Here is a 26,931-nt window from a genome sequence, read left to right on the forward strand (position 1 = left end):
TTTTATCAATATGCCCGCCGGCGTGTTGTTCGCTGATTAACCAGCGGCTTGCTGGCGTTACCGACCATCCATGTTCAACCTGACTCCCGTTGTTCGCAATTTGCTTATTGCCAACGCCGCTTTCTTTTTAGCCCAAATCAGTTTATTGCCCCTGCTCACGCAAGTGGGCAGCTTGTATCCCATCGGTTCGCCGTACTTCTACCCCTGGCAGTTCTTGACCTACATGTTCCTACATGGTGGCTTCTTCCACATTTTGTTCAATATGTTCGCCCTGATTTCTTTCGGCCCATTACTTGAGCAACGCTGGGGAGGACAACGGTTTCTGGTGTTCTGGCTGATTTGTGGAGTAGGGGCCGGTGTGCTTTATGAGGGAGTTAAGTATTTTGAAATTAGTAAATTGGAGGCTTCCCAACAGGAGTTTAGAACACATCCTTCCGGCGCAACATTTGCTGAATTCTACCGTGACAATATGCCCGGCGACGAGAGATACGCGCCGTTGGCCTTAGCCATGACCCGCAATCCGGAAAATACCGAATATGTCGCTTCGGCTACCGCCACCATCGACGCAATTGTGTCGAATAGCCGCCGGGGAGTAGGAATGTTAGGAGCATCTGGTGCCGTGTTCGGGATACTGTTCGCGTTTGCGTATTTGTTCCCGAATAGTAAGATGATGATTTTTCCCATTCCCGTACCGATTGCAGCCAAATACCTTGTTTTTGCTTATGCTCTTTATGAACTGTATAAAGGCATCAACCCCTCGCCCGACGATAACGTGGCCCACTTTGCCCACCTCGGTGGTCTGCTTGTTGGTTTCATTGTAGTCAAGATTTGGGAGCGGGGCCGGGAGCGTTTTTACTAGTTGATTGTTACCCAAATTATCTACGCCGCCCGGCCACCTGTAGCCTGGCCAAATTCGTATAATCCGTTTAATTCGTGCAATGAGCATCGTTCAGGATATCCGCACCGCCTTTAGCCGCCGCGACAACGCCCTCATCCAACTCATTCTGCTGAATGTGCTGGTGTTTGCGGCAGTGGTGCTGCTTGAGGCAATTACCTACTTATCGCAGGCCCCGACGGTGCAGCTATTGGTAATGCGGCAGCTGGAGCTGTCGGCCAACCTGGGCGTGCTGGTCCGCCACCCCTGGACGGTGCTGACCTACGCCTTCACCCACCAGGGCTTCTTTCATATTCTGTTCAACATGCTGAACCTGTACTGGTTCGGTCAATTGCTGCGTGAATACCTCGGCGACCGCCGCTTGGTGAGCCTCTACATTTTGGGCGCCTTGGCGGGAGCCGCTGTGTTCCTGCTGGCCTACAACCTGATTCCGGTGCTGCAGCCCGCCGCTGCGGCCGGGCAGTCGGTACTGGGGGCGTCGGGTGCCGTCACGGCTATCATTGTGGCGGCTGCCACGCTGCTACCCGACTACACGTTTACGATAATTATAATCGGCCCGGTCAAGATTAAGTGGATTGCGGCGGCCGTGGTGCTCATTTCGCTGGCTGGCATCAACAGCGGCAACACTGGCGGTGAAATTGCCCACCTGGGTGGGGCGCTGCTGGGCTTCCTCTTCATCAAGCAGCTGCAAGCCGGCCGCGACCTGGGCCGCCCGGTGCAGGCCGTGGGCAACTGGTTCAGCAACCTCACCACGCGCCGCCTCGCCATGCGCGTGAGCAGCACTACGCGTCGGCCCGAGCCGGTGGCTGCCACGGCCGCCAGCAGCGGCAAGAAGCCCGCCGTGCCGGGCCAGCCCCTGCAGGATGAGATTGATACTATTCTGGAAAAGATTTCGCGCTCCGGCTACGAGAGTCTTTCCAAGGATGAAAAGCAGAAGCTGTTTCGGGCCAGCCAGCAGTAGGAGCTACGCCTCGCGCAGCCAGGCTTTAGCCATCTCCATGTCCTCGAAAAGGCGCATCTCAAATTGACTGCCCACCCGGGTTATCATTTCGGCGGCCGAGGCCTGGCCGAATATGCCCGGCGAAACGATGTGGGCAAAGCGCTTCAGGCCCATGGCCAGCGCCTGCGGCATCCAGTTTTGGGCAATCCAGTCGTTGGCCGAGTTCCATGAGCCTACCACCTCGCGGTTATCATTCAGCATGAGCGGGCAGGGTTTTTCCCGCAAAAATTCGAGTGTAGCCTGGCAGCCCTGAATAACTTTTTCGGTATGCAGAACGCCTATCCAGTTAGTATATATCCACTTGTTGGCCTCATCAAATTCGATGGTTAGATAAACTTTATCAAACAAATTGGTGACCTCTTTTTTCATGGACGTAAAATCGGGTAGTGTGCCAGCACTGCAAGGTAGGCAACATTTGTAGCAAACTAAAGGAATGAACCGGGCAGTTGCGTCCACGCTGCAACGGCTCAATCGGGTTCCGAATCGGGCCGTTTTATTGAATGTGAGATAAATCCAGTTACATAAAAATAGCCGGTCCTGTGAGGAGCCGGCTATTTTTTGTCTCAATCAGAAATTATGCAACGGCCGTCATTTTGTCCAGCGCTTCCATCACCTCTTTCACGTGGCCGCGCGAGGTTTCGAGCAGGGCTTTTTCGTCGTCGTTGAGCTGCAATTCAATCACGCGCTCCACGCCGTTTTTGCCGAGGATGACCGGGGTACCGAGGTACACGCCGTTGATGCCGTACTCGCCCTGCAGCTCCAGGCACACGGGGAATACCCGGCGCTGGTCGCGCACGATGGCTTCCACCATTTGGGCCGCGGCCGCGCCGGGCGCGTACCAGGCCGACGTACCCATGAGCTTCACCAGCTCGCCGCCGCCGTTCTTGGTGCGTTCCACAATGGCATCGAGCTCGGCTTTGCCGATGAGTTCGGTCACGGGAATGCCGCCCACGGTGGTGTAGCGGGGCAGGGGTACCATGGTATCGCCGTGGCCGCCCATGAGCACCGCTTGAATATCTTTCGGGCTCACGTTCAGGGCCTCGGCCAAAAAGGCGCGGTAGCGGGCCGTGTCGAGGATGCCGGCCATGCCGAATACTTTTTCGCGGGGCAGCTTGGCCGTGAGGTGGGCCTGGTAGGTCATCACGTCGAGCGGGTTGCTCACGATGATGATAATGGCGTTGGGGGAGTGGGCCACTACCTGCTCGGTCACCGACTTCACGATGCCGGCGTTCACCGAAATCAGGTCGTCGCGGGTCATGCCGGGCTTGCGGGGCAGGCCCGACGTAATCACCACCACGTCGGAGCCCGCCGTGCGGGCATAGTCGCTGGTCACGCCCACGGTGCGCGAGTCGTAGCCGAGGATGGGGGCTTTCTGCCAGATATCGAGGGCTTTGCCTTGGGCAACACCTTCTTTGATGTCAACCAGAACAATTTCGTTGGCAATTTCACGGGTGGCGAGCACATCAGCGCAAGTTGCGCCAACGTTGCCGGCTCCGACTACGGTAACTTTCATGGGAGGAGAGTTGAATGAAAAAACGGTATCGGCCGTAAAAGTAAGACCGAACCAAAGATTGCGCCGGTAGAAAGTCTGTGTTTTTCTAGGACGGTTGATACATTTGGGCTTCGGCTACATCCGTTGCACGGTGAGCACACGTGCGGTAGCTTCTTCTACCTTGAACCGGTCGTCGACGCGCCAGCCCACCACCCAGCAGATTTTGCCGTCGGCCGACGTCAACACGCGCACGTCATCTTTTAGGTTGAGCGGCACTTTCTGGTCGATGAGAAAGTCGCTGAGCAGCTTTTTGCCCTTCATGCCGAGCGGCATAAACCAGTCGCCTTCCTGCCATTTGCGCAGCGTGAGCGGGAATTTTATTTTATCGGCGTCGAGCGCAGCGGTGCTTTTCGAGCGCGGGATGATGAAGTGCCGGGCATCGTCGTGCAATTCGGCCCGCAGGCGCATGCCGTCGGCGAGGAGGTCGGTTTGGCTCTCGGCCAGTTGAAAGGTGCCGAATTGCGTGAGCCGGCGCGGGGTGATAACCAGGTTGTCCCGGTCCTTCACCAGCCGGTGCGTGGGCGAGTCGAACCGCCGGCCCGACTCGCCGGGGAAGGCGGCCACGATGTCCTTAACCATCAGCCAGGCAAAGCCGAAGGGCCGCAGAATCTCGTGCAGCACCAGGGCCGTGGCGGCCGTTTTTTGCAGGGTGGCGATGTTGAGGTAGGTGACCTCGGCGTCGTCGCGGCGGGCCTGGGCGGCGGTATCGGCCACGTAGCGGCGCACAATCTCCTCGGCCCCGCCCACGCGCTCGGCCGTGCCGTGCATGGTTTCGTCCAGGTTGGGGTTGATTTCGCGCAGCACGGGCAGCACCTCGTGGCGCAGCAGGTTGCGCTGGTACACGGGGCTGTCGTTGCTGGCGTCTTCGCGCCACTTCAGGCCGCGCGCTACCAGGTAGTCGTGCAGGTCATCGCGGCCCAGGCACAGCAGCGGCCGGATGACGGGGCCGTTTTTTACCTGAATGCCGTGCAGCCCGGCCAGCCCGGTGCCGTGCGTCAGGTTCAGAATCATGGTTTCGGCCTGGTCGCGTTGGTGGTGGGCCGTGGCGATGTAGGCCAGGTCCTGGGCCACCCGCACCTGCTCGAACCAGCGGTAGCGCAGCAGGCGGGCGGCCATCTGAGTCGAAATACCTTCCTGCTCGGCAAATTCCTTGGTTTGGAAAAACTCGGCGAAGTAGGGGAGGCCGTACTGCTTGGCCAGCTTGCGCACAAACTGCTCATCGGCATCGGCTTCTTCGCCGCGCAGGCCGAAGTGGCAGTGCGCCACCGCCACCTGCGCGCCCAGGCGGTGCAGCACATCGAGCAGCACCACCGAATCGAGGCCGCCGCTCACGGCAACCAGAATGGGGTCGTTTGCTAGGGAGAAAAGCGCGTGCTCTTCAATAAAATGGCGAACGGTATCAAGCATAAGAATAGGAGGGGCCAGGTGCCCGGCAGGTACTACACCGCAAAGATGGCCGTTAGCGCGGACCCCGTCCTTACCTTTAGGCCACGAATGACCTTGTTCCGCGTCTTTTTTCTTTTGCTGCTGCTCTCGCCGCTGCTTGGGCAGGCCCAGCGTCCGGGTGCGCAGCCGGTGGTGCCGGTGCCCGCAGATGCCGCGCCGCGCCCGCCGGCTACGGTGCCGCCCAAGGGCAAAGGCTCGCCCATCAAGCTGCTGACGGCCGGTGAGCTGGTGGGCGGCGATTTTGCCGGGGTGAAAATCCGCAAGCTGCTCGGCAACGTCAGCTTTCAGCAGGACGACGTGTTTCTGTACTGCGATTCGGCCTACCAATACCTTGACCGCAACCAGGTGGAGGCGTTCAGCAACGTGCGGGTGCTGCAGAGCGATACGATGACCATTACCGGCGATAAGGGCTTTTATGACGGTGATAAGCGCACTGCCCGTATGGTGGGCAACGTGGTGATGCGCGACCCGCGCATGACTCTGACCACGCCTTCGCTCGACTACGACCTGAACCGTAAAACGGCCTCCTACACCGAAACCGGCCACCTCACCGACCCGCAAAACACCCTCGATAGCCAGCAGGGCTACTACGATACCAACTCCAAGGTATTCGTTTTCAAGCGCAATGTGCACCTCGTTACGCCCGATTCGGAACTGAACAACGACACGCTGCGCTATAACACGGTCAGCAAAATTGCCTACTTCAACGGCCCCACCCGCATCAAGGGAAAATCGGGCAACCTCTATGCCGAGGGCGGCACCTACAACACTCGGACCCGGGTATCGAACTTTAGGCAAAACGCCAAGATTGACACGCCCAACTACCTGCTGGGCGGCGACCGGCTGGTGTATGATGAAACCAGGCAGTACGGCGTGGCCAACGGGCACGTCTCGCTGATTTCGAAAAAGGACAACCTGACCCTGCGCGGCGATGCCGGCAAGTACTGGCGGGGCCTGGGCCGCACTAAGCTCTACGGCGGCCGGCCGGTGGTGCGCAACATCAGCGGCAACGACACGCTGTACATGGCCGCCGACACGCTCATCAGCATGGAAGCCCGGCCCGGCCAAACCACCACGCGCACCGTGCTGTACGCCTACCCCAGGGTGCAGATTTTTCGGGGCATGATGCAGGGCGTGTGCGATTCGCTGACTTACGACCGGCAGGACAGTATTATCTACATGAACCGCAACCCGGTGCTGTGGCAGGCTAAAAACCAGCTGTCGGCCGACTCCATTCAAATCCGCTCGAAGCGCGGTAAGATTGACGAGATGCGCCTGCAGGCCAACGCGTTTGCCGTGGACCAAGACACGCTGCTGAACTTCAATCAGACTAAGGGCCGCAACATGATGGCCTACTTCCGCGACAACAAGCTCCGGCGGGTGGACGTGTTGGGCAACGCCGAAAGCATCTTTTACGCGCTCGACAACGACACCGCCACCACCGGCATGAACCGGATGCTGTCGGCCAACATGCGCCTGCTGTTCGTGGAGAGCAAGCTGAATAAAATATCGGTCCTCACCAATCCCGAAGCCAAGTTTATCCCGCCCCACGAGCTCAAGCCCGACGACGAACGGCTTAAGGGTTTTCAGTGGCGGGCCAAGGAACGGCCCACCCGCCGCCAGGTGTTGGGCAAGCAGTTCGACGACCGGCCGAAGAAGCGAAAAGCCGTGAGAAAGGCCACTAAGGCTACGACCAAAAGCAAGACGGCCAAACCCAGCTCGAAGCCGAGAGCCGTGCCCGCAAAAGCTCCTGCCAAAAAAATAGTGCCCAAAGCAACAGCGCCAAAGCCCGCCGCCGCGCCGGCTCCCCGCCGTTAGCTGCAACCTTTGAGTGCCCGTTGGCGCTCTTGCTGCCGGATGGCCGCGTTGCCAGCGGCCGCCGGTTTGTCTTCGCCGGCTCAAATCGTTACCTTTGCACCCCTTATGCCGATTTCCCGCCTCACGGTTCTGTTTCTGCTCGTTAGTACGCTCATTCTGGGCTCGTGCGCCAGTGGCTACCAAAAGTTGCTGAAAAGCACCGACGTCAATAAAAAGTACGAAGCTGCCGTAAAGTATTACGAAAAAGGCGACTTCTTCCGGGCCGGAACCCTGCTCGAAGACCTGATTCCACTGCTCAAGGGCCGGCCCGAGGCCGAGAAGGCCCAGTTTTACTTCGCCAACACGAACTACAAGCAGCGCAACTACGTGCTGAGCGCGTTCTATTTTAAGTCGTTTACCGACACGTATCCCAATTCGGAGTACGGCGAAGAAGCTTCTTACTTGCACGCCAAGTCGTTGTTTCTCGACTCGCCGGGCTTTGAGCTTGACCAGACCAACACGGTTTCGGCGCTTGAGTCTATTCAGGATTTCCTGAACCGCTTTCCGACCAGCAAATTCAAGGACGAAACCGACAATATGTCGCAGGAGCTCCAGAAGAAGCTGGAAAACAAGGCTTTTGAAAGCGCGAAGCTCTACTTTCAGTTGCGCTATAACCAAGCTGCGGTAGTGGCTCTCACCAACTTCCAGCAGCAGTACCCGGCCTCGGCCTTTGCCGAGCAGGCGGCTTTTCTGCGTCTCACGGCTCAATATGCCTGGGCTCAGGAAAGCGTTGAATCGAAACAGCGGGAGCGTTTTCTGGGAGCGGTGAGCTTCTACCAGCAGTACCTGGATGCGTATCCCAAAAGTAGAAATATAAAAGCCGCCCAGGATATGTACGACGTCAGCCAAGCCGAAATCGTCAAGCTGAAAGTTTCGCCCGCTGCGGCATCCAACTAATTTTGTCATTAATTCAGCCCATGAAACCTAATCCCAACACTCCGTCGAGCTCCATCATTACGCGCAACGTGGCCGACATCACCAGCGACAACGGTAACGTGTACGAGGCCATCGCCGTGATTTCGAAGCGTGCCAACCAACTGTCGATTAAGCTGAAAGAAGAGCTGAACGACCGTTTGGCCGAGTTCGCCTCCACCGTGGATAACCTGGAGGAAGTGTTCGAAAACCGCGAGCAAATCGAGGTTTCCAAGCATTACGAGCGCATGCCCAAGCCCACCAGCCTCGCCATTGAGGAGTTCCTGCAGGGCAAAATTGCCTACTCCACGCCCGAGCCGGAGGAAGTTCCGGTGCCCCGCGAGCTGTTCTAAGCATTCTTCCGACTATCGGACAAGTTAAGCAAGGGCGTCATGCTGAGCGAAGCCGAAGCATCTCTACCGCGTAAGTAATTAGTTACTATTGCGGTAAGGATGCTTCGGCTTCGCTCAGCATGACGCCCTTGTTATGCGCAAAAAATAGCAGCGTTTTTATGCCGGAACCAACACCTGATACCAAGCCGCTGACCACGCAAAACGCACTTGCCGGCCGCCGCATCCTGCTGGGCGTGAGCGCCAGCATTGCGGCCTACAAAGCCGCGCCGCTCACGCGCCAGCTGGTGAAGGCCGGCGCCGAAGTGCAGGTCATTCTCACCGAAGCCGCCGCCGCGTTCGTCACGCCGCTCACGTTGGGCACGCTCTCCAAAAAGCCCGTTCTGACGGGCTTTTTGCGTGATGCCGCCGCTGGCGAATGGCACAACCATGTAGACCTGGGTTTGTGGGCCGATGCCCTGCTGATTGCGCCGGCCAGCGCCAATACCATCGGCCAGCTTGCCACCGGTTTATGCCCCAATTTGCTCTGCGCCGTGTATTTGTCGGCCCGCTGCCCGGTGTTTCTGGCCCCGGCTATGGACGTGGATATGTTTGCTCATCCCGCCGTAACGCAGAATCTGGCGCGGCTACGCTCCTTCGGCAACCATGTGTTTGATTCGCCCAGCGGTGAGCTGGCCAGCGGCCTCAGCGGCCCCGGCCGCATGCTGGAGCCGGAGGATATTGTGGCGGAGCTGGAGGCGTTTTTTGGCAATCAGTGAAGCTAAAAAAAACGGTCATGCCGAGCTTGTCGAAGCATCTCTACCGCTTCGTTATAATCAGTTGAATTAGTTGCGCGGTAGAGATGCTTCGGCTACGCTCAGCATGACGTTCTGCGATTTTACCCTTCCCGATTAACAATAAATGCACGTTCTCCTCACTGCTGGTCCTACCTACGAGCCCATTGACCCCGTTCGCTTTCTTGGCAACCGTTCGACGGGCAAGATGGGCTACGCGCTGGCCGAAGCCTTCGTGGCGCAGGGCGCAAACGTGACGCTCATCAGCGGCCCCAGCCAGCTACCGGACCCGGCCAGCGCCCGCATCCGCACGGTGCGGGTGGAAACGGCGGCGGAGATGTTTGCCGAGGCTGCGAAGGTGGCTGAGGCGGCTGATGTGTGGGTTTTTGCGGCGGCCGTGGCCGATTACCGGCCGGTTCAGGTGGTGACCGACAAAATTAAAAAATCGGGCGAAACGCTGACCCTGGAGCTGGTAAAAAACGTGGATATTGCCGCCACGCTCGGGCAGTGCAAGCGCGCTGAACAATTTGCGGTCGGTTTTGCGTTGGAGACGACGAACGAGCTGGCCCACGCCCAGGACAAGCTGCATCGAAAAAACTTCGACCTTATCGTGCTCAATTCGCTGCGCGATGTGGGCGCGGGCTTCGGCCACGACACCAACAAGGTGACGGTGCTGGATGCGGCCGGTCAAATCGTTAATTTTGAGTTGCAGTCTAAAGCCGACGTGGCCCGCGGACTGGTTAGCCTGATTCTGGCCCGCCGGGCCCCAACTGCCTGATGCTTCTTTTGCGAAAACTACTTGCGGCCCTGCCGATTTGCGCATCCCTGCTATTAACCGGCCCCGCTGCTCACGCCCAGGAATTGCTGGCCGAAGTGCGGGTTTCGACCGAGAACGTGACCATCTCGGACCCCACCATCGTCACGCAGATGCAGAACGACATTCGCACGTTTCTCAACAACCGCGCCTGGACTACCCAGACCTACCGGCCCGAGGAACGGATTCGATTAAAAGTGTTTATCGGCATCACCGGCATCCCGCAGAACGGCACCTATAATGCCACCATGCGCCTGATTTCGACGCGCCCGGTGTACGGCACCGGCTACGATACCAACGTCATCAGTATCGTTGACCGCAGCTTCAACTTCAACTACTCGTCGCAAAACCCGTTGGATTTTTCGCCTAACAGCTTCGTTTCCAACCTGTCGTCGCTGCTGGGCTACTACGCCTACATTGTTATCGGCCTCGACTGCGACACGTTTGCTCGGCTGGGCGGCACTCCGTATTATGAGCTGGCCCGCAACGTGGTCAACTATTCGGCCGGCCAGACCCAGACCAACGAAGCCGACGAAGGCTGGCGCGGCACTGGCTCGCGCGAACGCCACTTCCTGCTCGACAATATCACCGACCCGCAGCTTGAGGCCTTCCGCACGGGCCTCTACGGCTACTATCGCCAAGGCATGGACTTATTTATTGAAAAGCCGGAACAGGCCCGCGCCTCGGTGATGACGGCGCTGACCGGCGTGCAGAAAGCGGCTCTTATTCGCCCCGGCACCCTGTTTGCCCGCGCCTTTTTCGATGCCAAGTCCGACGAAATTGCCAATATCTTCCGCACCAGCCAGGACGTGCAGCAAAAGCAGCAACTCGTGACAATGCTGACCGAAGTAGACCCTGGAAATTCGGCGAAATATCAAGCGGTGCTTAAATAGAATTCTAGAATAAAAAGAACGTCATGCTGAGCTTGTCGAAGCATCTCTACTGCTTCGTTGCAGAATTAATTAGTTACTCCTGAGGTAGAGATGCTTCGGCTGCGCTCAGCATGACGAGCAAAAATTTTATCCGACGACCCAATTAAAAATATGTTAGTCGATTTACGCATTAAAAATTACGCGCTGATTGAGCAATTAGAATTGCGTCCGTCGCCGCTGCTCAATATAATTACGGGTGAAACCGGGGCGGGTAAATCCATCATGCTGGGCGCTATTGGCCTGTTGCTGGGCAACCGCGCCGACTCGCGCATGCTGTTCGATACCGAGCGCAAATGCGTGATTGAGGGCCAGTTCAATATTGCTAATTACCAGCTGCAGGATATTTTCGAAGCGGAAGATTTGGACTACGACACGCACTGCATTCTGCGGCGCGAAATCAGTCCGAACGGCAAGTCGCGGGCCTTCGTGAACGACACGCCGGTGACGCTGGAAGCCCTGCGGAAAATCGGGGCCAACCTGATGGATATTCACTCGCAGCACGACACGCTGCTGCTGGGCGACGGCGTATTTCAGCTGAACCTGCTGGACTTGTACGCCGGCCTGGTGCCGCAGCGCACGATGTACAGCCACGCCTTCCGGCAGTACCGTAAGCTGGAGGCTGACCTCCAAACCCTGGAAAGCCAGGCGGCACAGGCCAGCAAGGAGCTGGACTACAATAGCTTCCTGCTGAATGAGTTGGAAGAGGCCCGCCTCGATACCGAAGACCAGGACGCCCTGGAGCAGGAGATAAAGCAGCTGGAGCACGCCGAGGAAATCAAGTATAAGCTGAACCAGGCGCTGCACGGCTTGCGCGACAGCGAAAGCTGTGCCACCGGCAATATGAAGGAGGCCGTGAGCTTGCTGGGCCAGGTGGCCAGCTACGCCGACAACTTCCGCGAGCTGCGTGAGCGCCTCGACAGCTGCCTGATTGAGCTGCACGACATTGCCGACGAGGTAGAAACCGCTGAGCGCCGTACCGAAGGCGACCCCGCCCGTGCTGAGGAATTGCAGGACCGCCTCAACGTGCTCTACACGCTCCAGCGCAAGCACCAGGCCCGCGACCTGCAGGCACTGATGGCCGTGCGCGACGAGTTGCGCCAGAAGGTAAGCTCAGTATTGAGCCTGGACAAGGAAATAACCCGCCTGCGCAAGGATTCGGACGCGGCGTTGGCTTCCGTGACCAAGCAGGCCGCTAAGCTCTCGGAGAGCCGCCGTAAGTCGTTCCCACACTTCGAGAAGCAGCTGGGCGCGTTGCTGGCCGACCTCGGGATGCCGCACGCGCGCATTGTGGTGCAGCACAGCACCGGCGCGCCCGCTACCAGTGGGACTGATGTGGTAAGCATCCTTTTTACCGCTAATAAGGGCGCCCAGCCTCAGACGCTAAGCAAGGCGGCTTCGGGGGGCGAGTTTTCGCGCCTGATGCTGTGCATCAAGTACATGCTGGCGGATAAAACCGCGCTGCCTACCATCGTATTCGACGAAATTGATACCGGGATTTCGGGCGAAATAGCCGTGAAGGTGGGCCGCATGATGCAGCAGATGGCCCAGAAGCATCAGCTCGTGGCTATTTCGCACCTGCCCCAAATGGCGGCGGCCGGCGATGTGCACTACTTCGTGTACAAGGAAGACCGCGCCGACCGCACGGTAAGCTGCATCCGCGAGCTGAACCAGGACGACCGCATCAAGGAAATCGCGCACATGATTGCGGGGGCCAAGCCCAGCGAAAACGCCTACCAGAGTGCCCGTGAGCTGCTGGCGCTACGAGGCGAGGTGGCGGCGTAAGAGTGGCTGAGCGGCGGAGTGACTGAGTGAATTGTTAACTTGCGCTGCAATTCAAGCTGGTCTAGCGGCCGGCTGCCTTCACTTCGTTACTCAATTACTCAGTCAATCAATGGCTAACAACCTCCTCGCCGGCAAAGTCGGCATCATTTCCGGCGCGCTCAACGAACATTCCATTGCCTGGAAAGTGGCCCAGCGGGCGCACGCCGAAGGTGCCCGCTTCGTGCTCACCAACGCGCCGCTGGCCATGCGCATGGGCGAAATCAACAAGCTGAGCGAGGAGTGCAACGCGCCGATTATTCCGGCCGATGCCACGTCGACGGAAGAGTTGGAAGCGCTGTTTTCGGGCGCGCAGGAAAAGCTGGGGGGTAAGATTGACTTTGTGCTGCACAGCATTGGCATGAGCGCCAACATCCGCAAAAAGAAGCACTACGGCGAGCTGGACTACAAATTCTTCCAGCAGACGATTGACGTGTCGGCAATGTCGTTTCACAAGATGATGGCCGTGGCCGAGAAGCAGGACGCCATGAACGAGTGGGGCAGCATTGTGGCCCTGAGCTACATCGCGGCCCAGCGCGCCTTCCTCGACTATACCGACATGACCCAGGCCAAGGCCATGCTCGAAAGCATTGCCCGCAGCTACGGCCAGCGTTTCGGCAAGCTGAAAAAGGTGCGCGTGAACACCGTGTCGCAGTCGCCGACCAAGACCACCGCCGGCACCGGCATCACCGGCTTCGACGCGTTTTATAACTTTGCCGACATGATGTCGCCCTTGGGCAACGCCCCGGCCGAAGCCTGCGCCGACTACTGCATCTCGCTGTTCTCGGACCTCACCCGCTACGTGACCATGCAAAACCTGATGCACGACGGCGGCTTCAGCACCACCGGCATCTCGGCTGAGATTGTGGATATGATGACCAAAGCAGCCAGCGCTTCGCAGGAGTAGGCGGTAGATTGTTGAAAAGAAAAAGCTCGGCTGGATGGCCGGGCTTTTTGCGTTTTTCGCTGAGCATTAATAAAAAGTGCGGCTGAGAAGCACCGATAACTCCGAATAGCGCTCAAGCTGATTGAAGGCTACGCCGGCTTGAAAATCGCGGCCGAAAGGATGAGTAAGGCGGGCCTGCCATTGCCAGTAGCCCGTCCAACGCGTGGCCTGCACAGCACCCGCCAGCAGGAAGGGCTGGATGTAGTAATACGTTTGCAGGCCGAAGCTGTAGCCAAAACCGGCAGTGGAAACGGCATCAGGCAAAGCCAGCGACTGGTGCTGCGCATACCCGCCGCCCAGCAGAAACACAAGGTAGGGCAAGGAGCCAATGGTGCGGAAGCTGCCAATGCTCACCATCATTTTGTAGCTACTAAAGCGCACATTGACGGGCACCGCTTGTAGTTGCTCGTAATGGAGGGCTTCTGAAATCGTGAAGCGACGTTGCCACAGCGCGGGCAATTCGAGGCTGGCTGTGAGGACATGATTTCGGCCAAAATTGGTTTGGTAACTTGCCGTTGCGGTGAGGGGCAGCCGCACTAAGCGGTTGCCATAGAGCTTTAGGGTGCCTCCGAAAGGCGCGTACCGAACCCCGCTAGCCAGTCCGATTTCGGCGCGTGGAGAAGTGCTTATGCCGCATTCGATAAGCCGGCTGTCCAGCGCCAGCCGGGTGGTACTGTTGCTGCTGGGGGCCACGCGCCGCCGTTGCGTAACGTAGCCAATCGAGGAGAATGTCAGCGCGATGCTATCGGGGGTATCTGGCACCGCAAGGGTAAAATAGCCGTCGTGGTCGGAAGAAATACCGTTGATGGTGCCAGTTTGTAGAATAGTCACTCCCGGAATGCCCAGGTCACTTTTTAGCTCCAGCACTCGTCCCGAGACGGTAGTTTGTTGGGCGTGGGCGGGCAGTACGAATACCAGGAAGCAGCAGAGTAGTAGGAAACGATGCATCGGGCCGGGAATAAATGAGCTACCAGACTGATGCACGACTGGCACTCATTGCATATTGGGTCAGAAAAAAACACTGTGCTTCTTAATACCCCCGGCTCAAATCCACTAGATACTCCAGCGGCTGGCCGGCTTGCAGCAGTTCCAGGTTGCGCAGCAGCACGTCTACCTTGGCTTCGTCTTCGTGGTGCTGGCCACCGCCGGTATGCTGGGTGAGCAGCACGTTGGGCAGGTTCCAGAGGGGGCTGTCGGCGGGCAGGGGCTCCACGGCGGTCACGTCGAGCACGGCCCCGCCGAGGTAGCCGGCTTGCAGCAGGCGCAGCAGGGCGGGCTCGTCGGTGGTGTTGCCGCGGCCCACGCTGGCGTAGATGCTGCCGGGGCGCATGGCCTCCATCAGCTCAGCCGAAAAGAAGCCTACGGCGCTGCCGGGCAGAGTATTTATCACGATGTCGGTGGCAGGCAGGGCGGCTTTCAGGTCTTCTATGGAATGCAGCTGGGCCTCGGGGTGGGTACGGGCCAGCAGCTGCACCGGGCACTCAAAGCCGGCCAGCTGCTGGCGCACGGCCAGCGCAATGGCCCCGGCCCCGAGTACCACCACGTGCTTGCCGCGCAAGAGGCCCGAGCGGTTGCGCACGTAAGCCCCGCCTACCCATTTCTTCTGGGCTTGCAGTACGGCCAGCTCGGGCAGGTGGCGGTAGAGGGCCAGCAGGCCTCCCACCATGGTTTCGGCGCAGGGCCAGGCAAAAAAGTCGCCCATGTTAGCCACCGGAATGGACAGGCGTAGGTGGCGGTAGCGCTCAAAGCCGGCCGAATCGACTTGCCAGAACTGTAACAAGGGCGGCGCACCCGCCGCCAGCCACGCCGGCGGCGGGTTGCCGAGCAGCACCTCGGTTTCCTGGAAGGCAGGAAATTGCTGTTCGGTGGGCAAGTCGGCAGCAAACGTGACTTCGAAGAACGAGGGAAGCTGCTGCTGCAGGTAAGCGCGGGCAGAGGCACTCAGGGGGGAATAAACGAAAAGGCGCATGAAGGTGCCGTCGGGGCTGCGAAGGTTTGTTAAAGAATACCGTGCTTGTACGGAGTCCTGCAAAGGTGTTGCGATTTTAACGCTTTCTCCGGGAAGCGCCGGCTGCTGCCCAAAGTAATTTTGGGTTACTTCGGGCGCGCGACTCCTTTTCGCTATCTGCTCAACCCCCACCAAATGTTCATCCGTCAAAACATTCTCATCACCGGAGCCAGCTCGGGGCTGGGCGAAGGCATGGCCCGCGAGTACGCCCGCTTGGGCCGCAACCTGGCCCTGTGCGCCCGGCGCACCGACCGCCTCGACGCGCTGAAAACGGAGTTAGAAGCCGCAAATCCCGCTATCAAAATCTTTGTGCGCGCCCTCGATGTGAACGACCACGACCAGGTATTTGACGTATTTCGGGCCTTTCAAGCCGACCTGGGCACTATCGACCGCGTCATTGTGAATGCGGGCCTGGGCAAAGGTGCGCCGCTGGGCACCGGCCAATTCTCCGCCAACCTGCAAACGGCCCAGACCAATTTTGTGGCGGCGCTGGCACAGTGCGAGGCGGCGCTGGAGATTTTCCGGGCGCAGAACGCGGGCCACTTGGTCGCTATTTCATCGGTGGCAGCCATGCGCGGCATGCCCCGCGCCCAAACCACGTACGCCGCCACCAAGGCCGGGCTGGCGGCCCTCGCCGAGGGCATCCGGGCCGAGTTGCTGAACTCGCCCATCAGGGTCAGCATCCTGTACCCCGGCTACATTCGCTCTGAAATCAACGCCAAGCTGAAAAACACACCCTTCATGGTGGATACTGAAACCGGCTGCCGGGCATTGGTAAAAGCCATTGAGCGCGAGCCCGTGCAAGCTTTCGTGCCGGGCTGGCCCTGGGCCGTGGTGGCCCGCGCCATGAAGTGGCTGCCGCTGCGCTGGGTGCAGAAGCTGCTGTAGAACCGGGCTTACGGCACCTGGCGGATAATGAAATTCTTCAGCGGGTTCTTTTTGATAATGGTCACCAACTGGCCGTTGGTATACTGGTACTCGTCTTCGCGGCCGGCGCGCCGGGCGTGGTAGCGGGCGGGGGCGTCCCGGCCCACGTCAAAGTAGTCGCCAAAGTATTCGGCGTAAGCCCGCTGCTGGCCAACGGGCTCACCAAAAAACAGGTTGGTGACGGCGTAGGTAATCGGCTTGGTTTCGGTGGCGCGGTAGAGGTGCTTGTACTGGTCGGCCACGATGTCGTAGTGGGTACCCTTCCACTCGGCCCGGGACGAGAAGTCGCCCTGATTGGTGTGGGCCTCCACCGTGGAAAGTTGGAGCTGGCCGCCGCGAAACCGGTTCATCACCTGGTAGTAGATTTTGAGGTGGTAGAACAGAATGTCCACCTTCACGTCGCTGACGAGGGTGTACACGACCTCGGTTCCCGCCTGGAGCTGGCGCGTGGCCGTCATGGTGCCCACGCGCAGGCCCGCTACTTCGATGGCGTACCGGCGTGTTTCGGCCGGGGCCGGTTTGGCACCCTGGCCGAAAGCGGGCGACATCAACATGCTGAGCAGTAGGGCAAAATTTTGCCAGAAATAGCGCGGGCCAGCTAATAACTGCATGCTTGGCGGTTCGCTAAAAGGGTAAATACAGTGTTCATGAGGATAAGATACGGCCAGGCGAACTCAAGAAGTGGGGCGCGCAAAAAGCTGTACGAAGCCGGAACCCGTACAGCTTCAACGACGAGGTATTTTTAGGTTCGGAAACCAAATGCCGCTAAAATATAGAAATTGCAGCGCAATTAGAGGCCTTACATGACCATAAGCGTTATCATTCCAACCTACAACGAGTGCGCCACCATTGGCCGCCTGATACAAGACCTGCGCCGCTACGATGTTGACAGACAGGTGGAAGTGCTGGTAGTAGATGCCAATAGTCCCGATGGCACCGCCGCCGCCGCCCGCCAGGCCGGAGCCACCGTGCTGCTCGCCCCCAAGCCCGGCCGGGCCGTGCAGATGAACTACGGCGCGGCCCACGCCACCGGCGAAATCCTGTATTTCGTACACGCCGACGTGGGCATTCACCCCCAGTACGTGGCCACGCTGCAAGCCGCCGTGGAGCAGGGGCACGCGGCCGGTTGCTACCGGTTTCGGTTCGATTCGCCGCACCCGCTGCTGCGCATCAACAGCTTCGGCACCCGGTTCAAAGGTATTATGAGCCGGGGCGGCGACCAGACACTGTTCGTCACGCGGGCGCTGTTTGAGCGCCTCGGCGGCTTCAATGAGCATTTTGTCATCATGGAAGACTTCGAAATAATCCAGCGGATTCGGCGGGTGGCGTCCTTCTTCATCGTGCCGCAGGACGTGTTGGTGTCGGCCCGTAAGTACGAAACCAACGGCTGGCTGCGGGTGCAGCTTGCCAACCTCACGGCGTTCTCGCTCTTCTTCCTAAAGGCCTCGCCGGGGCGCATTGCCCGCACCTACAAGGCCATGCTCAACTACCGCTGATGCCCGGTACCGTTCTTGTGACCGGGGCCAACGGCTTTTTGGGGCGGCACCTGGTGGCCGAGCTGCGGCAGCGCGGCCACCAGGTGCGCGCGCTGCTGCGGCCGGGCACCACGCCGCCTTTCCCCGCCGAGTGGGCCGTGGAATACCGCCAAGCCGACCTAACCCAGCCCACCACCCTGGCCGGCGCGGCCGATGGTTGCGCGGCCATCATTCATGCCGCCGCGCTGGCCCAGGTGAACCCCGCTCGCAACCCTGCCGTGTGGGCCGTGAACCTGGGCGGCACCCAGGCCGTGCTGCGCCTGGCCCGCGCGGCTGGCGTGGCGCGGCTGGTGTACGTGGGCACAGCCAACGTATTTGGTTTTGGCTCACTGGCCCGGCCCGGCGACGAAACCTATCCCTACGCCGGCCAGCGCTACGGCCTCGACTACATGGACAGCAAGCGCGCCGCCACCGACCTCGTGCTACGGGCCGTGGCGCAGGAGCACTTGCCCGCCGTGCTGGTGCATCCCACATTCATGCTCGGCCCGCAGGATGCCAAGCCTACGTCCAACGCCCTGCTCCTGGAGCTGTACCGGGGCCGGCTGCCCGGCTACCCGCCCGGTGGCAAAAACTACGTGCACGTGCGCGACGTGGCGGTGGCTACGGTGAATGCGCTAAGCCAGGGCCGCGTGGGCGAATCCTACATTCTGGGCAACGAAAACCTGAGCTACCAGGCCGCCTTTCAGCTAATGGCGCAGGTACTGCAAGTGCCGCCGCCGCGCTGGCCGCTGCCCGCCGGGTTGGCACTGCTCTATGGCAAAATCTGCGATGCGAAAGCCCGCCTGACGGGCCAGCCGGCGCAACTCAACGCCGCAATGGCCGCCGTAGCCAACGACGGGCACTATTTCAACCCCGCCAAGGCCCGGTCCGAGCTGGCCCTCCTCCAAACCCCCATCGAACAAGCCGTGGCCGAAGCCCTGGCCTGGTTCAAAACGCATCAGTATGTCTGAGATAATTACCGGCCTACGGCCCCGGCTTGCCCAGCCCTGGCCGGCCGGGGCCGGGCCGTTTGCCGGCCAGGTGGCCATCGTTACCGGCTCCGAATCGGGTATTGGGCGCGAAACAGCCCGGGCGCTGTGCGCGGCCGGCGCGGCCGTGGTCCTCAATGGCCGCAACGCCGAGCGCCTGGAGCACACCCGCCAAAGCTTCGCCGACGCTGGCCTGACGGTGGTGAGCTGCGTGGCCGACGTCACGGACTACGCCAGCTGCGAGCGGCTGGTGGCGGCGGCCATCCAGGCCTTTGGCCGGCTCGATGTGCTGATAACCAACGCCAGTATTTCGCAGCGCGCCTACTTCGCCGATATGCAGCCCGAGGTGTTTCAGCGGGTGTTCGATAGCAACGTGTACGGCTCGGTGTATCCGCTCAAGGCTGCGCTGCCGCATCTCATCCGCACGCGGGGCAGCGTCACGTTCATTTCTTCTATTTCGGCGCTCAACGGCATGCCCAGCGGCTCGGCCTACTGCGCGGGCAAAGCGGCTTTGTCCAACCTGGCACACACGCTGCGGCTCGAGCTGGACCATACCGGCGTGCATTTCGGGGTGGTGCACATCGGTTTCACGCAGAACGATGCCGACAAGCGCGTGCTCGACGCGGCCGGGCAGCCCGTGCTCATTGCCCACCGGCCGCCGCGCTGGCAAAAGACTCAGGCCGGGGTGGCGGCCATCATCCTGCGGCACATTCGCCGCCGCCGCAAGCGCACGGTGATATCGGTGCTGGGAAAACTTATTGTGCTGCTGCATACTTTCTTTCCTCGGCTGGGCGACTGGATAGTGCTGACCACCACCCGCCGGCTGCGGCATTTTTACGAATAAGGCCGCTGCTAAATCCTGGGAGAGTTCTTTGTTCGTACACGTATCTTTAACTGGCGTTCTACCCGCCTCTTTCATACGGCCACCAGTTGGGCCGCCGCCACCTTCGCAAACCAATGAAATCACTCAAGGCCAATGGCCACCAGTTGGCTGACTCAGCTTTTCAGCTCACCGTATTGCGTCAGGAAGTGGCCGAAACGCTGCACCTGCCGCTGTTTCACCAAAAGCTGACGGATGTTGGGCTGTTCCCGCTGCGGCCGGTGGCCCCCGCCGTGCTGCAAATCAATGTGGGCAAGATGTGCAACCAGGTGTGCAAGCACTGTCACGTAGACGCCGGCCCCGACCGCAAGGAAATCATGACCCGCGCCACCATGCAGGAGTGTCTCGACGCGCTGGCCCAGACCGATATTCCCACGGTGGACCTCACGGGCGGGGCACCCGAGATGAACCCCGATTTCCGTTGGTTTGTGGAGGAAATCACCAAGCTGGGCCGCAAGGTGCTGGTGCGCTGCAACCTCACCATCATCGTAGCCAACAAAAAGTACTACGACCTGCCCGAGTTCTTCAAAGCCAACGGGGTGGAAGTGGCCAGTTCGCTGCCCTTCTACAGCGCCAGCAAAACCGACAGCCAGCGCGGCGACGGCGTGTTTGAGGACTCTATCAAGGCCCTGCGCATGCTCAACGCCGTGGGCTACGGACAGGAGGGCTCCGGCCTGGTACTGAATCTGGTGTACAACCCCGCCGGCGCGTTCCTGCCCGGCTCCCAGAAGGGCCTGCAGGAGCAGTTTAAGCGGGTACTGATGAAGGACTTCGGTATCGTTTTCAACGAGCTGTTCGCCATCACCAACATTCCCGTGAGCCGCTACCTCGACTACCTGATTGAGTCGAAAAACTACGCGGGCTACATGGAAAAGCTGGTCACGGCCTTCAACCCCGTAGCCGCCGAGGGCGTAATGTGCCGCAGCACCCTATCAGTGGGTTGGGACGGCGGCCTCTACGATTGCGACTTCAACCAGATGCTCGACCTGTACGTGGCCAGCCCGGTGCAGCACATCCGCGATTTCGACGCCGAGGCCCTGGCTCGGCGCACCATCGTGGTCAACCAGCATTGCTACGGCTGCACGGCCGGCAGCGGCTCCAGCTGCGGCGGCGTCACGGCCTGAAAAATAGCGACCTAGCCGCGCCAGGCGGCTAGGTCGCGGGCCGAGTCTACGTCGTGCAGCACCGGGAGCTGGGCCACGCGTAGCCCCAGCCGAGCCGCATCGGCCAGGGTGTCGGGCAGCACGGTAGCGGTGCTCCAGTCCTTGTTGGCGAATAGCGCCGGTTGCAGCTCGCGCAGCCCCAGCAGGTAGTACCCGCCGTCTTCGGCCGGACCAACTACCAGGTCGTGAGTTTCGAGAGCGGCAAATGCCTGCTGTAAAATGGCTGGCTGGAGCCCCGGGCAATCGGTGCCGATGATAACTACGCGGCCCGCCCCGGTGGCAAATGCTTCGCCAAACGCGTGGGCCATTCGCTCGCCCAGCAGGTCGGCGGGCGGCTGTACGCGCCAGGGCAGGCCGGGCCACTCGGGGCGGGGCTGCGCGGCATCAGCGGTAGGGTGGGGGGCTTCGGCCAGCCACACGGTAGCGGGCACTTCGGCAGTCGTCACGGCGGCGGCTGTTAGGTACAGCAGCTCGCGGTACACCTCCAAGGCGGCTTCGGGGCCAATATCGGCTGCCAAACGGGTTTTTACGCGGCCCAAAACTGGTTCGCGGGCGAATATGAGTAGGTGTTGGGGGCTTTCGGAAGCTAATGACGACATGCTGGCGCTACGTTGTTTGGTCGGGTACAAACTTCGGCATAACCAGCCGAAATGGACTGCAGACTTGTTTCCGAATAAGAAACAGTCGAAAGTTTTAGCAGATTTTGATAACTGAAAGGTCTTTTTTGCTTGGCCAAGCCAGTATCCTTTGGCTCTTTGAGCGGCCACCGTTTCCGGCTTCAAATACTGCTTGTAAAACACCCGATTTCTTATTGAGGAACAAGTCCAACTGGTTTAGGTCGGCCCCGAACACGTTGTGCTTTCTGGCTAAACACTTCGGTTTTTTAGCTGCCTCAGACACTGCCCCCAATCCCTGAATTCACCCATGAACATCCAATCCGCCTACAATGCCTGGGCCGAAACCTACGATACCGTCCTCAACAAAACGCGGGACCTGGAAGCCGCTGCAATTCGCCAGCTCCTGGCCGATGTGCCGTTTGTGGAGGTGATTGAGCTGGGGTGCGGCACGGGCAAAAACACCGAATGGCTGGCGGCAACAGCGGCGCACGTTACGGCCGTGGACTTTTCGGCCGAAATGCTGGGCAAAGCGCAGGCGAAAATAGCCCGCGCCAACGTCCGGTTTCAGCAGGCTGATATTACCCGGGCGTGGGACTTTGCATCGCGCCCGGCCGACCTGGTGACGTGCAGCCTGACGCTGGAGCACATCCAGGATTTGGGCGCTGTGTTCCGGCAGGCGGCGCTGGCCCTGCAGCCGGGTGGCGTGTTCTACATCGGCGAGCTGCACCCCTTCAAGCAGTACCAGGGTACCAAGGCCCGGTTCGACACCGGAACCGGTGTGTTTGAGCTTGAGTGCTTTGTGCACCACGTTTCCGATTTTATGGCCGCAGGCCAGGCCAGTGGGTTCCAGTGCGTGGCGCTTCGCGAGTGGTTCGATGAAAATGACCGCGACACCGTACCGCGAATACTAGCACTATTATTTCACCGAGGCACCGTTATTTGAAGAAGCCGGGGTGTTCGATTGGTCAATAAATAATTGTAATAGTGCTATATATATATCGCAAAATTTAGGGTCAAATTACAGACAGTCCGCTGATTGTTGCGTAGAATTAAAATAATTTAACATTGGTTGTTAATCACTCATTTTCAATAGTTTAGATTTAGATTCTGCTGGTTGACTTGTTGGCACGGTCGGAAAAAAGCGGAACCAGGGAAATAATTCTGCGCTAGGAAGAGTTAGCAATGTGGTAGCAAGCCGCTGCCGATGGCGTAAAATGTCATCTACACCGTACCACCATCATACCTTTTTTATGCTGCGTACCGCTCTGTTATTTTTCTGCATGTTGGGGTTTTTCGCCGCCGAAGTTCAGGCCGCACCCGCTGCTGCTACGGCTCGCCCCATCCACCGGCACAAGCCGACTGCTGGTAATTACGTGCCCGTTTACCGCCTCTACCGGGGTCATAGCCGGCGTAAAAAAGGAGTCTTTAGCGTGTTCAGGCATCATGGCAAGCGGCACAATGCCGCCACCTCGCCTAAGGCAAGGGCCCGGCGCGGTACGCTCTAAAAGCGTCAAATTTCATCGTGAGCTTCAACCGGCTGCTTCTACTACAGAAGCAGCCGGCTTTGTTATCAGCCTCTAGCAACGAGCGGTACTGCCTGCACCGTCTTAGGTAACCACGTGAAACGCGGGTTGGGGTAGGCCGGACTGGCCGGAAACACCGACTAATCCGTCCACTTTTCATACCCATGTCTCACCACCGCTTACTTGCCGCCAGCCGGGCTACTCCACCAATCCCAGTGTGCGGGTCAGTTTGTTTCTCGGAACGTGGATGGTGAGGCTCTGGTCGCGTCGTTCGGAGCGGGTCCGGCGGCGGTCTATCAGCGCCTGCAGCTTTTCAGCAGCTGTCTCACGCGAAAAAAGCACCTTCGTCACGTCTACCACCAGCGCCACGGCCCGGGGCACGGGCACACTCACCTGTTGGTAGTCAGGGCCGGGCGGGGGTGGGGTAGGCAGCGCGTGCGTTTGGGCCGCACCACTGGCGGCCCTGAGCAGTAGCGCAGTAAGCAGAATGGGTAACTTCTGGCTTGACATGACTTGCGGAAGGATACCGCAAAGATGCCGTCAAAAGCGTATTGGTTGCCCGGTTCAGGCTATTTTTTCTTTAAAAAGACGCAAAGTGCGGTCCCAGGCCAGCTTGGCGGCCTCGGCATTGTAGCGGGCCGGCGAAGTGTCGTTGTTGAAAGCGTGGTTCACCCCCTCGTACACATACAGCTCATACTTGGTGCCCGCTGCTTTCAGGGCCGCTTCGTAAGCCGGAATGCCGGCGTTGATGCGCTGGTCGAGGCCGCCGTAGTGCAGCATCAGGGCACCTTTAATTTTAGGCGCATCTTCGGCCTTGGCCTGCTGACTGTAGTAGGCCACGGCGGCGTTCAGCTTGGGGTCGTGCACGGCCAGCTGGTTGGCTAGCCCGCCGCCCCAGCAAAACCCCACGGCTCCGGTGCGGCCGTTGCTGTCGCGGCGGCTGCGCAGGTAAGCCAGGGCCGCGAGGTAGTTGTTAAGATTCTTGGCGGGGTCGAGCTGGCCAATAAGCTCACGGCCCTTGTCTTCGTCGGCGGGCGTACCGCCCAGCGGCGTAAGCGCATCGACGCCCAGCGCCAGGTAGCCGGCCCGAGCCACGCGCCGCGTCACGTCCTTAATATGGGGCGTGAGGCCCCGATTTTCATGAATAACGACCACGGCCCCGCGCTTCTTCCTGCCCTTGGGGTGCACCAGGTAGCCGCGCATAGTAGCACCGTCGCCGGGCCAGCTCACTTCTTCGGTTTCCAGGTCGTCGTTTTCGGGCGTGATAGTGGCCGCTGCCGCGTAGCCGGGCTCCAGCATCGCCAAGGCTGCCAGCGCCAGCGCCGCGCCGCCGGACAGTTTTTTCAGCCGGTCCATGAATTCCTTGCGGCTGAGCGGGGCGTGGGTGTACTCGTCAAATAAATTGATGATGCGCTGGTCCATGAGAAAACGAAAAGTGAAAGGCTGAAAAAAGTATGCTGCCGGGCCGCGCCTGATTAGGCTTCTTCCCGGTTGACGGTATCCGGGCTGAAGGCTGGCACGCATACCGACCAGTATTCGCATTCTTCATCAAACGGATTGGAGTAGCGTACCCGCGCCCCGCCCTTAATCAGCAGGGCCTGCCCGGCTTGCAATTCCACCACGTCGCCGTCGATTTCGAACTGCTTGCGCCCGCGTACCACAATGGTGAATTCGTCGAAGCTGGGCGTTTGGTACGGCTCGCTCCAATGTGGTGGGGCTACCATGTGCGCCAGGCTGTAGGCTGAAGTGCCGGTGCTGGCCCCGCCCACGTGCTCCTCAATGAGCTTGCCATCGGTGGTGGGTACTACAAAAGGTGCGGGATTGAGGACGTAGCGTTTGTCAGACATCGTTTTTTGTTTGGGTAGGAGATTTATTGTACTAAACAGCAAGGAGTTGGTCGAAGATGAAAGAACAGGCATGCTAGGCGCAGTCGAAGCATCTCTACTACAGGAGTAAATAAATACTCTTCGCGGTAAAGATGCTTCGACTACGCTCAGCATGACCTCCGCGCAATATTTTGCGCGCTCTTACGGCTTCAGCTTCTCCAGTAACTTAAAAGCCCGTGAATTGTATTTCCAGACAAAGAAATACGGCGTTTGCACCGCGCCAAACTGCACCCGGATGCGCTCCACGGCCGGCAGCATGCTGCCTTCAAAGTCGAAGCAGGCCAGCCCCAGCACCTCGCTGGCGTAGCGAATGGCTTCCCACACCAGCAGAATGCCCGCGCCGCTCTCGCGCAGGGCCGGGTCGTCGCCCGACAAATGATAGTAAGCGGCCTGCTGGTCCCAAATCAATAAAGCAGCCGAATGCACCCGTTCCTGGGCATCCACGGCAAAGAAGAACTGACGGGCTCCGTGCGCGGCCAGCGCCGCATCGTGCCGCGCAAACTGCGCCCACGAATATGGCACGGCCAAGCCCTGCCGGTCAAAGCTCAGCTTATTAAGCCGGTAAAATTCCTCGGGTGGCAGGTGGTGCACCACCCGTACCTGCTGCTGCGCCTTCTGAATGTTGCGCCGCAGGTTACGATTGATGCCGGCCTCAATCTGGGCGAGTTGGTGCAGGCCGTTGAGGCGGTAGGTGTAGTAGGTGGTTTGGCGGAAGCTCTGCCAGTAGAAGGGCAGCCAGTTGGTAACCGTGGGATAAAAATTCTGCTTGAAAGCCGCAAAAGCCGGCAATTGACGGATTAATTCCTCTAGTAACCCGTGTTCTTTTTTGAGTACGCCCCGAAACTCCGGCAGCAGGTACGGCCCTAGCATTTTCACGAAGGACGGCATCGTGACGTACCGAAACGGGCCTTTTCGCTTGTGGAAATAGGGCAGCGCCCCCACCACGCGGCCGTTGTCGTGGGCCAGCACCACATCCCAGGCCCCGCCTTCGGCGCAGGCATCGAGGTACCACGGCTGCGCAAACACCGGCACATCGGGCGCGGTGCGGCAAAAATCGCGGTACTCATCAGAAGCAGACATCAACGCTGAAACGTTAGTTGGGGGCCGAAGTGGTGCAGGGGCCGGTGGTGTAGGTGCGTACGCCGGCGTTGCGGGCCGCGCAGGCGTTGGAATATGTCTTGCCATCGCAGCCGCACACGGGCGCATATTCCATGGTGCAGATGCCCTGCGGGTTAACTTTGGCGGGGTCAATGCAGGAAGTAGCTGTTGGTGCGGCCTTGCGCTGGCACGCCGGGGCCAGCAGCAGCGCCGCGCCCAGTACCCAATAGGTTTTCATAAGCAGCCGGTGAGGAGTTGGGCGAATCTACGCCCGGTGGCCCCAATTCCCGCCGCAATGCTCGTTCAAGGCCGGTATTGAATTGCCGGACTCCGGAAAATTTCCCACTAACCTCAACCTCGAACGTTGCCCACCGTATAGGCACCCAGAAAGAGTACTGCCATATCGCAATCTATTGCTGGAATAAGGCCCCGTATTTCTTCTGCCTCAATCCTAAATCCCTCAATTCACCTTCATTACCACTCTCATGTCGTACCAAGAAGAAGACAACAACGCCGGTAAAATCCTTTTAGCCGCTCTCGCCGGTGCCGGTGCAGGCATCATTGCCGGCATGCTGCTGGCCCCCGATAAAGGTTCGGCGACCCGCGAAAGCTGGAAAGGCGCGGCTACTAAATACAGCGGCCAACTCGGCGAGCAGGCTACCAAGTTGGGCTCCGACCTCGAAGCTAAATTTAAAGAATATTCCGGTAAGCTCGAAGACATGGGCCTGACCGGTGCTGGTGCCAGCCTAAAGCTGAAAGGCAGCTGGGACGAAATCAAAGGCAAGTTGAAGCAGCAGTACGCGCAACTCACCGACGAGGACCTGACCTATGTCGATGGCAAAGGCGACGAGTTGGTGGGCAAACTGCAGGACAAGCTCGGCAAAGGCAAAGCCGAAGTGACCAAAATGCTGAACGATATGTAAGCTAGCTCGGCTAGTTTACCGAAAGCCCCGCGCCGCAAGGTTCTTGTCCTTACCCAAGTTTTGAAAGCGCGCCGGCCGGTAGGTTGGCGCGCTTTTTTTGCGGCCATG

At 59.4% G+C, this 26,931-nt stretch carries 29 protein-coding genes; 17 read left to right on the forward strand and 12 right to left on the reverse strand.

Annotation, left to right across the window (positions count from 1 at the left end; genetic code table 11):
- Positions 1-70 precede the first annotated feature (70 nt).
- Positions 71-859, forward strand: coding sequence for a rhomboid family intramembrane serine protease (locus tag IEW17_RS08090; protein ID WP_188561529.1), 789 nt, complete (start codon positions 71-73; stop codon positions 857-859).
- A 79-nt stretch (positions 860-938) separates the two neighbouring features.
- Positions 939-1,856 carry a rhomboid family intramembrane serine protease gene (locus tag IEW17_RS08095; RefSeq protein WP_188561530.1) on the forward strand — a complete coding sequence of 306 codons (918 nt, stop codon included), beginning with the start codon at positions 939-941 and terminating at the stop codon, positions 1,854-1,856.
- Between the two features lie 3 nt (positions 1,857-1,859).
- On the opposite strand, the gene IEW17_RS08100 is transcribed toward IEW17_RS08095, so the two are convergent.
- From IEW17_RS08100 to tilS, 3 genes are all read right to left on the reverse strand, one after another.
- Positions 1,860-2,264 (reverse strand): hypothetical protein, encoded by a 405-nt coding sequence (locus tag IEW17_RS08100; protein ID WP_188561531.1) that lies wholly within the window; start codon positions 2,262-2,264, stop codon positions 1,860-1,862.
- Positions 2,265-2,469: 205 nt separating this feature from the next.
- Positions 2,470-3,408: a malate dehydrogenase gene (mdh, locus tag IEW17_RS08105; protein ID WP_188561532.1), complete on the reverse strand. Its 939-nt coding sequence runs from the start codon at positions 3,406-3,408 to the stop codon at positions 2,470-2,472.
- Between the two features lie 114 nt (positions 3,409-3,522).
- Positions 3,523-4,854 (reverse strand): tRNA lysidine(34) synthetase TilS, encoded by a 1,332-nt coding sequence (tilS, locus tag IEW17_RS08110; RefSeq protein ID WP_188561533.1) that lies wholly within the window; start codon positions 4,852-4,854, stop codon positions 3,523-3,525.
- 87 nt (positions 4,855-4,941) lie between these two features.
- Between tilS and IEW17_RS08115 the strand changes: the two genes are divergently transcribed.
- From IEW17_RS08115 to IEW17_RS08150, 8 genes are all read left to right on the forward strand, one after another.
- Positions 4,942-6,711 carry an OstA-like protein gene (locus tag IEW17_RS08115; RefSeq protein ID WP_188561534.1) on the forward strand — a complete coding sequence of 590 codons (1,770 nt, stop codon included), beginning with the start codon at positions 4,942-4,944 and terminating at the stop codon, positions 6,709-6,711.
- 105 nt (positions 6,712-6,816) lie between these two features.
- Complete coding sequence (locus tag IEW17_RS08120; protein ID WP_188561535.1) at positions 6,817-7,647, forward strand: outer membrane protein assembly factor BamD; 831 nt, start codon at positions 6,817-6,819, stop codon at positions 7,645-7,647.
- Positions 7,648-7,667: 20 nt separating this feature from the next.
- Positions 7,668-8,015: a DNA-directed RNA polymerase subunit omega gene (locus tag IEW17_RS08125; protein ID WP_188561536.1), complete on the forward strand. Its 348-nt coding sequence runs from the start codon at positions 7,668-7,670 to the stop codon at positions 8,013-8,015.
- Between the two features lie 158 nt (positions 8,016-8,173).
- Positions 8,174-8,770, forward strand: coding sequence for a flavoprotein (locus tag IEW17_RS08130; RefSeq protein WP_188561537.1), 597 nt, complete (start codon positions 8,174-8,176; stop codon positions 8,768-8,770).
- 142 nt (positions 8,771-8,912) lie between these two features.
- Positions 8,913-9,563 (forward strand): phosphopantothenoylcysteine decarboxylase domain-containing protein, encoded by a 651-nt coding sequence (locus tag IEW17_RS08135; protein WP_188561538.1) that lies wholly within the window; start codon positions 8,913-8,915, stop codon positions 9,561-9,563.
- An 8-nt stretch (positions 9,564-9,571) separates the two neighbouring features.
- Positions 9,572-10,492, forward strand: coding sequence for a type IX secretion system protein PorD (gene porD / locus IEW17_RS08140; RefSeq protein WP_188561539.1), 921 nt, complete (start codon positions 9,572-9,574; stop codon positions 10,490-10,492).
- A gap of 150 nt (positions 10,493-10,642) precedes the next feature.
- Complete coding sequence (recN, locus tag IEW17_RS08145) at positions 10,643-12,313, forward strand: DNA repair protein RecN (protein WP_188561540.1); 1,671 nt, start codon at positions 10,643-10,645, stop codon at positions 12,311-12,313.
- A gap of 109 nt (positions 12,314-12,422) precedes the next feature.
- Positions 12,423-13,256 (forward strand): enoyl-ACP reductase FabI, encoded by an 834-nt coding sequence (locus IEW17_RS08150; protein ID WP_188561541.1) that lies wholly within the window; start codon positions 12,423-12,425, stop codon positions 13,254-13,256.
- 66 nt (positions 13,257-13,322) lie between these two features.
- Here the strand turns inward: IEW17_RS08150 and IEW17_RS08155 are convergent, their stop codons facing one another.
- Both IEW17_RS08155 and IEW17_RS08160 read right to left on the reverse strand, forming a co-directional pair.
- Positions 13,323-14,243 (reverse strand): carboxypeptidase-like regulatory domain-containing protein, encoded by a 921-nt coding sequence (locus tag IEW17_RS08155; protein WP_188561542.1) that lies wholly within the window; start codon positions 14,241-14,243, stop codon positions 13,323-13,325.
- Between the two features lie 82 nt (positions 14,244-14,325).
- Positions 14,326-15,264, reverse strand: coding sequence for a D-2-hydroxyacid dehydrogenase (locus tag IEW17_RS08160; RefSeq protein WP_188561543.1), 939 nt, complete (start codon positions 15,262-15,264; stop codon positions 14,326-14,328).
- A 174-nt stretch (positions 15,265-15,438) separates the two neighbouring features.
- On the opposite strand from IEW17_RS08160, the gene IEW17_RS08165 reads away from it, so the two are divergent.
- The gene (locus IEW17_RS08165) at positions 15,439-16,191 is read left to right on the forward strand and encodes an SDR family oxidoreductase (protein WP_188561544.1); all 753 of its coding nucleotides are present in this window, start codon (positions 15,439-15,441) and stop codon (positions 16,189-16,191) included.
- Between the two features lie 8 nt (positions 16,192-16,199).
- On the opposite strand, the gene IEW17_RS08170 is transcribed toward IEW17_RS08165, so the two are convergent.
- Positions 16,200-16,841 carry a DUF6134 family protein gene (locus IEW17_RS08170; protein ID WP_229748879.1) on the reverse strand — a complete coding sequence of 214 codons (642 nt, stop codon included), beginning with the start codon at positions 16,839-16,841 and terminating at the stop codon, positions 16,200-16,202.
- A gap of 192 nt (positions 16,842-17,033) precedes the next feature.
- Here IEW17_RS08170 and IEW17_RS08175 point away from each other — a divergent pair, with 192 nt between their 5' ends.
- The 4 genes from IEW17_RS08175 (at position 17,034) to arsS (ending at position 20,737) form a co-directional block, all read left to right on the forward strand.
- Positions 17,034-17,726 carry a TIGR04283 family arsenosugar biosynthesis glycosyltransferase gene (locus tag IEW17_RS08175; protein WP_188561545.1) on the forward strand — a complete coding sequence of 231 codons (693 nt, stop codon included), beginning with the start codon at positions 17,034-17,036 and terminating at the stop codon, positions 17,724-17,726.
- Complete coding sequence (locus IEW17_RS08180) at positions 17,726-18,715, forward strand: NAD-dependent epimerase/dehydratase family protein (RefSeq protein ID WP_188561546.1); 990 nt, start codon at positions 17,726-17,728, stop codon at positions 18,713-18,715. The genes IEW17_RS08175 and IEW17_RS08180 overlap by 1 nt, the downstream gene beginning before the upstream one ends.
- Complete coding sequence (locus tag IEW17_RS08185) at positions 18,708-19,577, forward strand: SDR family oxidoreductase (RefSeq protein ID WP_188561547.1); 870 nt, start codon at positions 18,708-18,710, stop codon at positions 19,575-19,577. The genes IEW17_RS08180 and IEW17_RS08185 overlap by 8 nt, the downstream gene beginning before the upstream one ends.
- Positions 19,578-19,690: 113 nt before the next feature.
- Positions 19,691-20,737, forward strand: coding sequence for an arsenosugar biosynthesis radical SAM (seleno)protein ArsS (gene arsS, locus IEW17_RS08190; protein ID WP_188561548.1), 1,047 nt, complete (start codon positions 19,691-19,693; stop codon positions 20,735-20,737).
- Positions 20,738-20,748: 11 nt separating this feature from the next.
- Here the strand turns inward: arsS and IEW17_RS08195 are convergent, their stop codons facing one another.
- Positions 20,749-21,375 carry a TIGR04282 family arsenosugar biosynthesis glycosyltransferase gene (locus tag IEW17_RS08195; RefSeq protein WP_188561549.1) on the reverse strand — a complete coding sequence of 209 codons (627 nt, stop codon included), beginning with the start codon at positions 21,373-21,375 and terminating at the stop codon, positions 20,749-20,751.
- Positions 21,376-21,700: 325 nt separating this feature from the next.
- Between IEW17_RS08195 and IEW17_RS08200 the strand changes: the two genes are divergently transcribed.
- Positions 21,701-22,336 carry a class I SAM-dependent methyltransferase gene (locus IEW17_RS08200; protein ID WP_188561550.1) on the forward strand — a complete coding sequence of 212 codons (636 nt, stop codon included), beginning with the start codon at positions 21,701-21,703 and terminating at the stop codon, positions 22,334-22,336.
- A 778-nt stretch (positions 22,337-23,114) separates the two neighbouring features.
- On the opposite strand, the gene IEW17_RS08205 is transcribed toward IEW17_RS08200, so the two are convergent.
- From IEW17_RS08205 to IEW17_RS08225, 5 genes are all read right to left on the reverse strand, one after another.
- Positions 23,115-23,426 (reverse strand): hypothetical protein, encoded by a 312-nt coding sequence (locus IEW17_RS08205; RefSeq protein WP_188561551.1) that lies wholly within the window; start codon positions 23,424-23,426, stop codon positions 23,115-23,117.
- A gap of 54 nt (positions 23,427-23,480) precedes the next feature.
- Positions 23,481-24,338, reverse strand: coding sequence for a dienelactone hydrolase family protein (locus tag IEW17_RS08210; protein ID WP_188561552.1), 858 nt, complete (start codon positions 24,336-24,338; stop codon positions 23,481-23,483).
- A 53-nt stretch (positions 24,339-24,391) separates the two neighbouring features.
- Positions 24,392-24,763, reverse strand: a complete 372-nt coding sequence (locus IEW17_RS08215) for a cupin domain-containing protein (protein ID WP_188561553.1) — start codon at positions 24,761-24,763, stop codon at positions 24,392-24,394.
- 180 nt (positions 24,764-24,943) lie between these two features.
- The gene (locus IEW17_RS08220) at positions 24,944-25,882 is read right to left on the reverse strand and encodes a GNAT family N-acetyltransferase (RefSeq protein WP_188561554.1); all 939 of its coding nucleotides are present in this window, start codon (positions 25,880-25,882) and stop codon (positions 24,944-24,946) included.
- 13 nt (positions 25,883-25,895) lie between these two features.
- Positions 25,896-26,138, reverse strand: coding sequence for a Kazal-type serine protease inhibitor family protein (locus IEW17_RS08225; RefSeq protein ID WP_188561555.1), 243 nt, complete (start codon positions 26,136-26,138; stop codon positions 25,896-25,898).
- A 247-nt stretch (positions 26,139-26,385) separates the two neighbouring features.
- Here IEW17_RS08225 and IEW17_RS21330 point away from each other — a divergent pair, with 247 nt between their 5' ends.
- The gene (locus IEW17_RS21330) at positions 26,386-26,823 is read left to right on the forward strand and encodes a CsbD family protein (protein WP_188561556.1); all 438 of its coding nucleotides are present in this window, start codon (positions 26,386-26,388) and stop codon (positions 26,821-26,823) included.
- Positions 26,824-26,931 lie beyond the last annotated feature (108 nt).

It is taken from the genome of Hymenobacter frigidus, from assembly GCF_014640435.1.
Classification (GTDB): domain Bacteria; phylum Bacteroidota; class Bacteroidia; order Cytophagales; family Hymenobacteraceae; genus Hymenobacter; species Hymenobacter frigidus.

Coding starts and splice junctions, on each gene's coding strand:
- IEW17_RS08090 (WP_188561529.1), top strand. CDS start 71: ATGTTCAACCTGACTCCCGTTGTTCGCAATTTGCTTATTGCCAACGCC.
- IEW17_RS08095 (WP_188561530.1), top strand. CDS start 939: ATGAGCATCGTTCAGGATATCCGCACCGCCTTTAGCCGCCGCGACAAC.
- IEW17_RS08100 (WP_188561531.1), bottom strand. CDS start 2,264: ATGAAAAAAGAGGTCACCAATTTGTTTGATAAAGTTTATCTAACCATC.
- mdh (WP_188561532.1), bottom strand. CDS start 3,408: ATGAAAGTTACCGTAGTCGGAGCCGGCAACGTTGGCGCAACTTGCGCT.
- tilS (WP_188561533.1), bottom strand. CDS start 4,854: ATGCTTGATACCGTTCGCCATTTTATTGAAGAGCACGCGCTTTTCTCC.
- IEW17_RS08115 (WP_188561534.1), top strand. CDS start 4,942: ATGACCTTGTTCCGCGTCTTTTTTCTTTTGCTGCTGCTCTCGCCGCTG.
- IEW17_RS08120 (WP_188561535.1), top strand. CDS start 6,817: ATGCCGATTTCCCGCCTCACGGTTCTGTTTCTGCTCGTTAGTACGCTC.
- IEW17_RS08125 (WP_188561536.1), top strand. CDS start 7,668: ATGAAACCTAATCCCAACACTCCGTCGAGCTCCATCATTACGCGCAAC.
- IEW17_RS08130 (WP_188561537.1), top strand. CDS start 8,174: ATGCCGGAACCAACACCTGATACCAAGCCGCTGACCACGCAAAACGCA.
- IEW17_RS08135 (WP_188561538.1), top strand. CDS start 8,913: ATGCACGTTCTCCTCACTGCTGGTCCTACCTACGAGCCCATTGACCCC.
- recN (WP_188561540.1), top strand. CDS start 10,643: ATGTTAGTCGATTTACGCATTAAAAATTACGCGCTGATTGAGCAATTA.
- IEW17_RS08150 (WP_188561541.1), top strand. CDS start 12,423: ATGGCTAACAACCTCCTCGCCGGCAAAGTCGGCATCATTTCCGGCGCG.
- IEW17_RS08155 (WP_188561542.1), bottom strand. CDS start 14,243: ATGCATCGTTTCCTACTACTCTGCTGCTTCCTGGTATTCGTACTGCCC.
- IEW17_RS08160 (WP_188561543.1), bottom strand. CDS start 15,264: ATGCGCCTTTTCGTTTATTCCCCCCTGAGTGCCTCTGCCCGCGCTTAC.
- IEW17_RS08165 (WP_188561544.1), top strand. CDS start 15,439: ATGTTCATCCGTCAAAACATTCTCATCACCGGAGCCAGCTCGGGGCTG.
- IEW17_RS08170 (WP_229748879.1), bottom strand. CDS start 16,841: ATGCAGTTATTAGCTGGCCCGCGCTATTTCTGGCAAAATTTTGCCCTA.
- IEW17_RS08175 (WP_188561545.1), top strand. CDS start 17,034: ATGACCATAAGCGTTATCATTCCAACCTACAACGAGTGCGCCACCATT.
- IEW17_RS08180 (WP_188561546.1), top strand. CDS start 17,726: ATGCCCGGTACCGTTCTTGTGACCGGGGCCAACGGCTTTTTGGGGCGG.
- IEW17_RS08185 (WP_188561547.1), top strand. CDS start 18,708: ATGTCTGAGATAATTACCGGCCTACGGCCCCGGCTTGCCCAGCCCTGG.
- arsS (WP_188561548.1), top strand. CDS start 19,691: ATGAAATCACTCAAGGCCAATGGCCACCAGTTGGCTGACTCAGCTTTT.
- IEW17_RS08195 (WP_188561549.1), bottom strand. CDS start 21,375: ATGTCGTCATTAGCTTCCGAAAGCCCCCAACACCTACTCATATTCGCC.
- IEW17_RS08200 (WP_188561550.1), top strand. CDS start 21,701: ATGAACATCCAATCCGCCTACAATGCCTGGGCCGAAACCTACGATACC.
- IEW17_RS08205 (WP_188561551.1), bottom strand. CDS start 23,426: ATGTCAAGCCAGAAGTTACCCATTCTGCTTACTGCGCTACTGCTCAGG.
- IEW17_RS08210 (WP_188561552.1), bottom strand. CDS start 24,338: ATGGACCAGCGCATCATCAATTTATTTGACGAGTACACCCACGCCCCG.
- IEW17_RS08215 (WP_188561553.1), bottom strand. CDS start 24,763: ATGTCTGACAAACGCTACGTCCTCAATCCCGCACCTTTTGTAGTACCC.
- IEW17_RS08220 (WP_188561554.1), bottom strand. CDS start 25,882: ATGTCTGCTTCTGATGAGTACCGCGATTTTTGCCGCACCGCGCCCGAT.
- IEW17_RS08225 (WP_188561555.1), bottom strand. CDS start 26,138: ATGAAAACCTATTGGGTACTGGGCGCGGCGCTGCTGCTGGCCCCGGCG.
- IEW17_RS21330 (WP_188561556.1), top strand. CDS start 26,386: ATGTCGTACCAAGAAGAAGACAACAACGCCGGTAAAATCCTTTTAGCC.